This window comes from Stenotrophomonas pavanii, assembly GCF_900101175.1.
Classification (GTDB): Bacteria; Pseudomonadota; Gammaproteobacteria; order Xanthomonadales; family Xanthomonadaceae; genus Stenotrophomonas; species Stenotrophomonas pavanii.
Genome location: NZ_FNFQ01000002.1, coordinates 426,002 through 435,232 on the forward strand (window position 1 = coordinate 426,002; position 9,231 = coordinate 435,232).

The 9,231-nt window shown below is 69.0% G+C and carries 7 protein-coding genes; 3 read left to right on the top strand and 4 right to left on the bottom strand.

The features are described from left to right. Positions 1-40: 40 nt before the first annotated feature. Together BLS66_RS05385 and BLS66_RS05390 are read left to right on the top strand one after the other, a co-directional pair. Entirely contained in the window at positions 41-1,813 is a 1,773-nt protein-coding gene (locus BLS66_RS05385) for a chloride channel protein (RefSeq protein ID WP_049464512.1), read from the top strand. Between the two features lie 115 nt (positions 1,814-1,928). After that, the gene (locus BLS66_RS05390) at positions 1,929-2,645 is read left to right on the top strand and encodes an MgtC/SapB family protein (RefSeq protein WP_049464505.1); all 717 of its coding nucleotides are present in this window, start codon (positions 1,929-1,931) and stop codon (positions 2,643-2,645) included. Position 2,646: 1 nt separating this feature from the next. On the opposite strand, the gene BLS66_RS05395 is transcribed toward BLS66_RS05390, so the two are convergent. Beyond that, positions 2,647-3,051 (bottom strand): MerR family transcriptional regulator, encoded by a 405-nt coding sequence (locus BLS66_RS05395; protein WP_049464503.1) that lies wholly within the window; start codon positions 3,049-3,051, stop codon positions 2,647-2,649. 63 nt (positions 3,052-3,114) lie between these two features. On the opposite strand from BLS66_RS05395, the gene BLS66_RS05400 reads away from it, so the two are divergent. Next, complete coding sequence (locus BLS66_RS05400; RefSeq protein WP_074725345.1) at positions 3,115-3,942, top strand: class I SAM-dependent methyltransferase; 828 nt, start codon at positions 3,115-3,117, stop codon at positions 3,940-3,942. Between the two features lie 86 nt (positions 3,943-4,028). Here BLS66_RS05400 and BLS66_RS05405 read toward each other — a convergent pair whose 3' ends face one another. The 3 genes from BLS66_RS05405 to BLS66_RS05415 form a co-directional block, all read right to left on the bottom strand. Then, positions 4,029-4,319 (bottom strand): DUF6959 family protein, encoded by a 291-nt coding sequence (locus BLS66_RS05405; protein ID WP_014037513.1) that lies wholly within the window; start codon positions 4,317-4,319, stop codon positions 4,029-4,031. Positions 4,320-4,440: 121 nt separating this feature from the next. Then, positions 4,441-5,283 carry an OmpA family protein gene (locus BLS66_RS05410; protein WP_064238727.1) on the bottom strand — a complete coding sequence of 281 codons (843 nt, stop codon included), beginning with the start codon at positions 5,281-5,283 and terminating at the stop codon, positions 4,441-4,443. A gap of 61 nt (positions 5,284-5,344) precedes the next feature. Then, the coding region (locus BLS66_RS05415; RefSeq protein WP_074725346.1) for a YadA family autotransporter adhesin at positions 5,345-9,231 on the bottom strand (3,887 nt) is incomplete at its 5' end.

Below are 9,231 nucleotides of genomic sequence, written 5' to 3' on the forward strand. Positions count from 1 at the left end.
GACGGTGGCGATCACGGTGGCGGCGTATGATGCCGCCACCATGTCGCTGCCTGTTTCGCCATCGCGCCTGCACCTGGCCTTCCAGGGCCTGCGGCTGCGGCTGCGCGGCAGCGACCTGTGGTTCATCGCGCTGGCCCTGGTGGTCGGACTGATCGCCGGCTACCTGACCCTGCTGCAGTCCGGCATTGCGCGCTGGCTGCAGGGCACCCTGTACGGGCTGGACGACGGCATGCGCCTGAGCTCCCTGCCCGCGCTGACCTGGACCGCATTGCTGGTGCTGCCGCTGGGTGGCCTGCTGGTCGGGCTTGTCAGCCTGGCGGCGGCACGGCTCAAGCGCCCGCTGCTCGACGCGGTGGAAGCCAATGCCCTGCACGGCGGCCGCATGTCGATGCGCGACAACCTGATCGTGCTGACCCAGACCCTGCTCTCCAACGGCTGTGGCGCATCGGTCGGGCTGGAGGCGTCGTATACGCAGATGGGCGCCGGCAGCGGCTCGCAGCTGGGCCGGGTGATGCGCCTGCGCCGCAACGATGTGCGCATCCTGGTCGGCGCCGGGGCCGCCGGTGCGATCGCCGCCGCCTTCGGTGCCCCCCTGGCCGGTGCGTTCTACGCCTTCGAGATCGTCATCGGCGCCTACACCCCGGCCGCACTGGCGCCGGTGGCGGTTGCCGCACTGGCCGGTGCGTTCGTGGCCGACCAGGCGGGCATCGAGGCCTACCTGCTGCCAGCCGCTTCGACGATTGATGTCCGCGCCGCCGACTATGCCATCTACGGCCTGCTCGGCTGCTGTTGTGCGATGGTCGGCATCCTGGTGATGCGCTTGATCGCCTCGATCGAAGGCACGGTCAAGCGCAGCCCGCTGCCGCTGTGGGGACGGCCGGTGGTCGGCGGCCTGCTGCTGATCCCGCTGGCCCTGGCCAGCCCGCAGGTGCTGTCGTCCGGCCATGGCGCGCTGCACCTGGACTTGACCACGCAGCTGCCGCTGATCTGGATCGGCGGGCTGCTGGCCCTGAAATGCCTGGCCTCGGGCATCTCGCTGGGCTTCGGCTTCCGTGGCGGCCTGTTCTTCGCCTCGCTGTTCATGGGCACCCTGGTCGGCGCGCTGTTCGCCGGCCTGCTGGCGCTGGCCACCGGCGTGCCGGTGATCGACGCCACCTCCGCCGCGCTCGCCGGCATGGCCGCGCTGGCGGCGGCCGTGGTCGGTGCGCCGATGACCATGGCCATGCTGGTACTGGAAGGCACCCACGACTTCCTGCTGACCAGCGTGGTGATGAGCGCGGTGCTGGTGTCCAGCACGCTGGTCCGGCAGTGGTTCGGCTATTCGTTCTCGACCTGGCGCATGCACCTGCGCGGAGAGACCATCAAGAGCGCCCGCGACGTGGGGTGGGTGCAGAACCTCAGCGCCGGCCGGCTGATGCGCAAGGGCGTGGCCACCGCTCCGTCCGATCTCGACGCCGCCGCGTTCCGCCAGCGCTTCCCGCTGGGCTCAGGCAGCCGCGTGGTCCTGATCGACAGCGAGGGCCACTACGCTGGCATCGTGCAGATCCCGCGCGTCTACGGCGATGGCGTGAAGCCGGAAACCGCGATCGGCGAGCTGGCCGAGAACCGGGAGGTGTCGCTGTCGCCGGCCGCGGACGTCGTGAGCGTGATGCAGCGCTTCGACCAGACCCAGGCCGACGAACTGGCCGTGGTCGCCGCCGACGGCCAGGTACTGGGCGTCGTCTCCGAAGCTTTCGTGCGCAAGCGCTACGCCGAGGAGCTGGACAAGCGCCAACGCGAACTGATGGGCGAGCGCGTCGAGGACACCGACTGACCCGCAAAAAGGGGACGGAGGGGATTAAGTCGTTTCCGGCACCCTGGCGATCGACATCCCGGATATCCACGCATGGCGTGGAGCTACTGTCACTTCGACGCGATAGACTCCGGCCATGCGCTTCATCGAGACCTTCCAGGCGGGCCCCTTCGCCGACACCGTCGTCAGCCTGCTGGCTGCCTTCGTGCTGGGCACCCTGATCGGTGCCGAGCGCCAGTACCGGCAGCGCACGGCTGGCCTGCGCACCAATGTGCTGGTCGCGGTCGGCGCCGCCGCCTTCGTCGACCTCGGCATGCGCATCGCCGGCAGTGCCGAGGCGGTACGGGTGATCTCCTACGTGGTTTCCGGCGTTGGCTTCCTGGGTGCCGGCGTGATCATGAAGGAAGGCATGAACGTGCGCGGCCTAAACACGGCCGCCACCCTGTGGTGCTCGGCGGCCGTTGGCAGCTGCACCGGCGCGGACATGCTGGCCGAGGGCGTGCTGCTGACCGTGCTGATCATCGCCGGCAACACCCTGCTTCGGCCCTTGGTCAATGCGATCAACCGCATCCCGATCAACGAGGCGGCGACCGAGGCCACCTACGAGGTGCGCCTGAGCGTGGACGCCGAAGCGGTGCCGCGGGTGCGCGAGCGCCTGGTCGACGCGCTGGAGGCGGCGCAGTATCCGGTGGGCGACGTACAGCTGGTCGAGCATGCCGACGCGCCCACCGACGTGATCGCAGTGCTGGTCAGTACGGCGGTCAGCGCCGACGAGCTGGACCTGGTCCTGGCGCGGATGGAGCACGTGCCGGGCGTGCTGCATGCCACCTGGGAAGTCAGTACCCGCGATTGATTCAACCGCCCATCCGCTGCTGCGCGCGCAACAGTTTCCGGAACGAACCGCACTTGCGGGCATCCTCCGCCTGCGGGCAGGCCGCCGCGCGCTGCAGGTGCCTGCGCACCCGCTGCAACCGGGTGATCTGCCGCTGCAGCACCTCGGCCTGTGCCAGCAGTGCCTCGCGGTCGAGTGAGATGCATCCCTGCGGCGACGGCAGTGATGCACCGATCTGCTGCAACGACAGCCCGGCCGCCTGGCCCAGGCCGATCAGCGCCAGCCGTTCCAGCACCTGCGCGTCGTACTGCCGGCGCAGGCCGCGGCGGCCCAGTACCTGCAACAGCCCCAGCTGTTCGTAGTAGCGCAGGGTCGAGGCCGGCACGCCGCTGCGCTTGACCACCTCGCCGATATCCAGTTCACGCATGGGCTTGACCTCAAGTCACCTTCAAGCGCCAACCTAGGGCCAATTTCCCGGCGAGGCAAGGCCATGGCCAGTACATCCCCTGTTGATCAGAACACCCTGTGGAACGGTCCCGGCGGCCAGATATGGGTCGAACAGCAGGCCATCCTCGATGGCCTGTTCCAGCCGATGGCCGACCTGCTGGCCGCCGAACTGCCGCAGGCCGTCACGCAACTGCTGGACATCGGCTGCGGCACCGGCGCCAGCCTGCTGGCCGCAGCGGCAGCGCGCCCGGCGGCGCACTGCACGGGGCTGGACATTTCCGCGCCGATGCTGGCGCTGGCCCGCCAACGCGCCGAGGCCGCCGGACGGGCGGCTGACTTCATCCTTGCCGATGCACAGCGGCATCCGCTGCCTTCCGCGCACTTCGACTGGATCCAGTCGCGGCTGGGGGTGATGTTCTTCGACAATACCGAGGCAGCCTTCGCCAACCTGCGCCGCGCGGCACGACCCCGCGCCGGCCTGCACTTCATTGCCTGGCGCAGTGCCGAGGAGAACCCGTTCATGACCACCGCCGAGCGCGCCATCGGCGATGCGCTGGATCTGCCGCCCCGCGTGCCCGGCGCGCCGGGACAGTTCGCCTTCGCCGATGGCGAACGCGTGCAGCGCCTGCTGCAGGCGGCCGGCTGGAACGATGTGGAGGTGACTGCCGTGGACCTGCCCTGCGCGCTCGCCCGCGACGACCTGCCCACCTATGTCGGCCAACTGGGCCCATTGGGCATGGCATTGCGGACGTTGCCGGACGAACGCGCCCATCCACTGCTGTCCAGGGCGCTGGCGGCATTCGCACCGTTCATCGAGGGCGACCGCGTGCGCGTGGACGCCGCATGCTGGCAGGTACGCGCCCGCGCCTGATACAGGAAAAGGGGACGGAGGGGATTAAGTCGTTTCCGGCACAGCCGGGGCAAGAACGACTTAATCCCCTCCGTCCCCTTTTTCTTCTAGAGCGCCTCGCCGGCGTCGGCCAGGCGCGATTCGATCAGCGCGTACCACTGCTGCAGCACGTCGATCAGCATGTCCAGCTCGGCATCGGTGCGCTGGGCCCGGCCGCTGCGCAGGCACGCCTGCGCTTCCTGCAGCTGGGCCAGGAAACCGGCCACCGTATCGGCCTGCAGGATCAGGCCTGGCAGTCGCCGCCCGGGGATGCGCACCACGGCGTGGTTGCCGAGCTGCCCGTACACGCTGAGAGTGGCTTCCGTCTTCATGGAGAGGGGCAGGAATTGGGCATTCATCACGTGCACCGTTTGCAGACCTGAGCCGCCGGCAGGCGTGGACGACGGGGGAGACGTTGCCACGCCTGCCGGCAGTCAGGGGGGACTCGGGATGCCGGGGCATTGCCCCGGCGCAGGAAATTCAACGCGGCTGCGCCATGCCGGCGATCTGCACGCGCCGGTTCGGTGCCAGGCACGCAATCAGCTCACGCCGGTTGCGCTGCGCGCACTGCACGATCGGCTCGGCGGCACCACGTCCTTCGGCACTGATGCTGGTGTCCGGCACGCCCCCCTGCACCAGCGCGGCGCGCACCGCCTCGGCACGCCGCTGCGACAGCGCCTGGTTGTAGTTGGCGCTGCCGATGCGGTCGGTGTAGCCGGTCACCCGGATCGACTGCACCTGTGCGGCCTCGCGTACCTGCGCCAGGATGCCCTGCACCGCGCGCTGCCCTTCGGCACTGAGCACTGCGCTGTCGAAGCCGAACAGCGCGTCGGCCGACAGCCGCAGCGGTTGTTCCGGCAGCGGCGCCGGCGCCAGTGCCGGTGGTGCCGGTGGCCGCGGCGGCTCGAGTACGGCCGCGCATGATTCCGGCTTCCAGTAGCCCGCCTGCGCAGTGCCCTTGCTGTCGAAGCGGACCTGGAACTGGCAGGTGAAGTACTCCGCGCCCTGTGCGGTGCGGAAATTGAACAGGTAATTCCACTCGCGTACGCCCCACATGCCTTCGTTGAAATGCGGCGTACCCAGCAGTGTGTACAGCTGCCGCTTGCTCATGCCCGGTGCGAACCGGCGCAGGTCGGCAACGTCGGGATAGATGCCTTCCTTCAGCGAGGCCTTCGAGACCTCCGGGAAGTGCACGGTGGTGGCGTCGGCCGGACCCTCGGCGGCCGGCGCATGGCTGCGGCACGCGGCAAGCAGGCCCATTCCCAGGGCCAGGCCCAGCGTTGCGGCGAACCGGCCGGCGCGGGCGATACGATGCGGTTTCATGTCATTCCCCCTGTAGACGTTTCCGCGATGCCGGGCCGCGCGTGCGGCCCGGCCGCGGGGATCACCACTGGATGCCGGCACCGACGGCCACGCCGGCCTCGCCTCGGCTGTTGGTCGAACCGCTGAACTTGTAGATCCAGCGACCGCCTTCGGAGACACCGGAGATGCCCACCGCCACGCCCGATTCGCCGTTGTAGCTGCCGGCCGCGATCGAGGCCATGCTGCGGCCCGCTTCACTGGGCTGCGGCAGGGCGGCGGTGGCCATCGCCGAAGCGATACCGGCCGAGGCGCGGTTGTCGGTCTTGCGCAGGTCGCGCTCGAAGCCGCCCATGCGCTCATCGGTATAGGCCTTGGACCAGTCCAGGGTCTGCGCCATGCCCGACTTCAGCTGGTCCACGTTGACCGCGTCGGTACCGGCGGTACCGGCAGCGACGTTGCGTACCGTGGTCGGCCCGCTGCTGGTGCTGCCAAGGGTGACGCTGTTGTAGTTGGTGGCCCCATTGACCGTGGTGTCGTAGCGGATCGTGCCCTGCTGCGAGGCCTGCAGCTGGCGCACGTTGACCGCGTCGGTGGCCTGCGAACCGTCGGCCACGTTGACCACCTGGCGTTCGGCACCGCTGGCACCCACCGAGACCGTGTTGGCACGGTTGGCCACCGAGCCCGCACCCAGCGCCACCGAGTTGTCGGCCTGCGCCTGTGAACCATTGCCCAGCGCGGTCGCGTTGGCCCCGGCCGCGCTGGAGCCTGCACCACCGGCGGCCGAGTTGGCACCACTGGCGGATGGGTCGGCCAGGTTGTTGGTGTTGTTGGCACGGAAGCTGCCGGCGACGTTGGTGATGTTCTGGATCTTCTGGTCGGTGTAGGCCTTGGACTGGTCGATGGCGTAGTTCACGCCGTTCTTCAGCTGGCCGACGTTGGTCGCATCATGGTCATCGGAGCCGTCGGCGACATGCGTGATCTTGCGTTCGCTGCCACTGCTGCCGATCGACACCTCGCCAGCGGAACTGCTGGCGCCGGCCTGCCCGTAAGCCCCGGTATAGCCACTCTGCGCACCGACGCTGGCCACCGAACCTGCACCCAGCGCCACGCTGTTGCCGGCGCTGCTGCTGGCCCCGTTGCCGACCGCCACGCTGTTGGCGCCGGCTGCACTGGCCTGCGGGCCCACGGCCACCGCTTCGGCACCGGCCGCGCTTGCCGCCGCCGCGGTCGAGTTCACCGCCAGGTAGGCACTGCCACCGCCGCCGTTGCTGATGCGCTGGTTGAGGATCCTCAGCGAACCGTCCACGGCAGTGAAGGCCGCGGTGACGTTGTTGTAATCGCCACTGGTGAAGGTGCCATCGGTGGCGATGCTGGAGATGCTGAACGTCGGCGCGGTCCACACATTGGTGCTGCCGTTGTAGGCGGTGCTGCCACCAAAGTAGTTGGCGAGGGTGCTGTTCGTGTTGAACAGCTGGTCGCCGGTGATGGCATCAGTGCTGCCGGCCAGGATGCTGCCGGCGGCCACGTTGGTGATCTTCACCGCGCCGCTGCCGGTACCCGTCAGCGTCACGCTGTTGAGCACGTTGCCAGCGCCATCGACGTCGTACTTCACGGCCAGCTTGTCGATCTCGCCGGTCTGGTCGGCAACGTTGGCCAGCGAGTTGCTGACCGCATCGAAGGCGGTGCCGACATCGTTGTAGCTGCCCCGGGTGATGGTGCCGTTGGCGGCCACGTTGTTGATCGAGTAGGTCGGTGCGGTCAGCACGCCGTTGGCATCGACTGTGGCGCCACCCCCCAGGTGGGTGGCCACCGCCTGGTTGGCGGCGAACAGCTGGGCCCCGTTGATGGCCTCACTGCTGGTGGCGCTGACCTGGCCCGGGCCGAGGTTGCGCAGCGTGGTGGCGGTGCCGGTCTGGCCCAGCGTGGCGCTGGCATAGTTGACGCTGCCATCGGCGTTGAGGTCGTAGCGCAGCGCGCCCTGCTCCGATGCCTGCAACTGTCCTACGTTGACCGCATCGGTGGCCGCGGTACCGGCCGCCACGTTGACGACCTGACGCTCTGCGCCAGCAGCACCGATGGAAACCGTGTTGGCACGATCTGCAAGGCTTCCCGCACCCACCGCGATGCTGTTGGCCGCCGTCGCCCGCGCATTGGTGCCGACCGCAATCGAATCGGCGCCGCTGGCCACAGCCTCGGTACCGGTCGAGTTCACCCGCAGGTACTTGGTACCGCCGTTGCGGATATCGGTGATCTGCGTGTTGAGGTTGACCAGTGAACCATCCACCGCCGCGAAGGCATCGGTGGCGTTGGTGTACAGGCCCTGGGCGATGGCGCCGGTGGTGGAGATCGTGCTGATCTCGAACAGCGGCGCGGTGAAGATGCCACTGGCCGGGTCAAAGGCTGCACGACCACCGAAGAAGCTGGCGATGGCGCTGTTGGTTGCCGCCAGCTGGCCACCGTTGACGGCCTCGAGGCTGCCCGCGGTGACCGCACCGGCGGCGAGGTTGCCGATGGTGGTGGTGCCCGTGCCTGCACCGAGGGTGACCCGGCGATAGTTCGGATTGCCGCCGGCGTCCAGATCGTAGGTCACTGCCGCATCCGCCACGCCATTGATCAGGCTGATGGCCCCCTTCAACTGCGCGACGTTGACCGCGTCGGTGTTGCCGCTGCCCGCAGCCACGTTGGTGATCTGGCGCTCGCCCCCGCCGGCGGTGCCCACCGACACTTCACCGGCCGACACCTGCGGCGCCGTGAGGCCGTAGGCACTGTAGCTGGCCTGCGCACCACGCAGTGCGGCCGAGCGGTAGCCCAGCGCGACCGAATTGGCCTGGTTGGAGGTGGACTCGGCACCCAGCAGGGTCTGCCCGTTGGCGGTGCCGACGGCACTGTCGCCGACGATCACCGAATGGCCCATGCGCGCGGCATAGTCGGCCGTCGGCACGCCCGTCGGGTTGCTGGGATCGTTCACGCCATCACCGGGGAAGGCGACGTTGGCATCGACCTTCGGCAGCTCATGCCGTGCGTTGGCACCGATCACCACTTCCTTGGAGCCGTTGGCGAAGGCGCCGTCACCCATCAGCACCTGGTAGTCCTGCGCGGCGTTGACGGCCCAGCAGGAGATGTCGGCCAGCGCGATGTCCAGGCACTTGGCCGCCCACGCCGGCGAATCGGTCGGCAGAAGGAGGCCGAGCAGGCCACCGGGATTGCCGTTGTTGATGTTGTAGATGTAGCTGTCGGAGGTCACGCCACCGATCAGGGTCAGGTGCGAGCTGCCGCCCGTGGCCGCGCCGCCCAGGCCATTGAGGGTGCTGCCGACCGGCGACAGGTTGACCACCGGCAGACCCAGCACGTTGACCGCCGAATAGGTCTGCATGACGTTGGCGTTGCTCAGCTTGAGATTGCCGTTGCTGACGTAGCCATCGCCGCCGAACAGGCTGGTGGTGGTCGGCCCGATCAGCTGGCCGACATTGCCGACCAGGCCGCCGGTGCCGATGATCAGGCCGGCATTCGGGTCAGCCGGCGCCGGCGCCTTCGGACTGGTCGGCGGGATCGCCGACGGCTGGGTCAGGCCGAGACTGCCGAGCGTGCCACCCACCAGGCCACCCACGGCGCTGCCGAGGTTGCCGACGGTGCCATTGAGATTGCCGTTGAGCAGGTTGCCCACCGCGCTGCCGACGTTGCCCAGCGTGCTACCCAGCACGCCGCCCAGGCCAGTGCCGGGGCTGCCCGTGGTGCCGTTGAGAATGCCGCCGACTGCACCACCGACGGTGCCGACCGTGTTGTTGAGCGTGCCGCCCACTGCACTGCCGACCGTCCCGACGGTGCCGTTGAGTGCGCCACCTACTGCGCTGCCGACCGTGCCGACGGTGCCGTTGAGTGCGCCACCTACAGTGCTCCCGACAGAGCCAACCGTGCCGTTGAGGGCACCGCCCACTACGCCACCGACCGCACCGACCGTGTTGTTGAGCG

Excerpts from the sequence above, each read along its gene's own strand:
- BLS66_RS05405 (WP_014037513.1), bottom strand. The coding sequence starts at position 4,319 with ATGAATGCCCAATTCCTGCCCCTCTCCATGAAGACGGAAGCCACTCTC.
- BLS66_RS05390 (WP_049464505.1), top strand. The coding sequence starts at position 1,929 with ATGCGCTTCATCGAGACCTTCCAGGCGGGCCCCTTCGCCGACACCGTC.
- BLS66_RS05385 (WP_049464512.1), top strand. The coding sequence starts at position 41 with ATGTCGCTGCCTGTTTCGCCATCGCGCCTGCACCTGGCCTTCCAGGGC.
- BLS66_RS05395 (WP_049464503.1), bottom strand. The coding sequence starts at position 3,051 with ATGCGTGAACTGGATATCGGCGAGGTGGTCAAGCGCAGCGGCGTGCCG.
- BLS66_RS05400 (WP_074725345.1), top strand. The coding sequence starts at position 3,115 with ATGGCCAGTACATCCCCTGTTGATCAGAACACCCTGTGGAACGGTCCC.
- BLS66_RS05410 (WP_064238727.1), bottom strand. The coding sequence starts at position 5,283 with ATGAAACCGCATCGTATCGCCCGCGCCGGCCGGTTCGCCGCAACGCTG.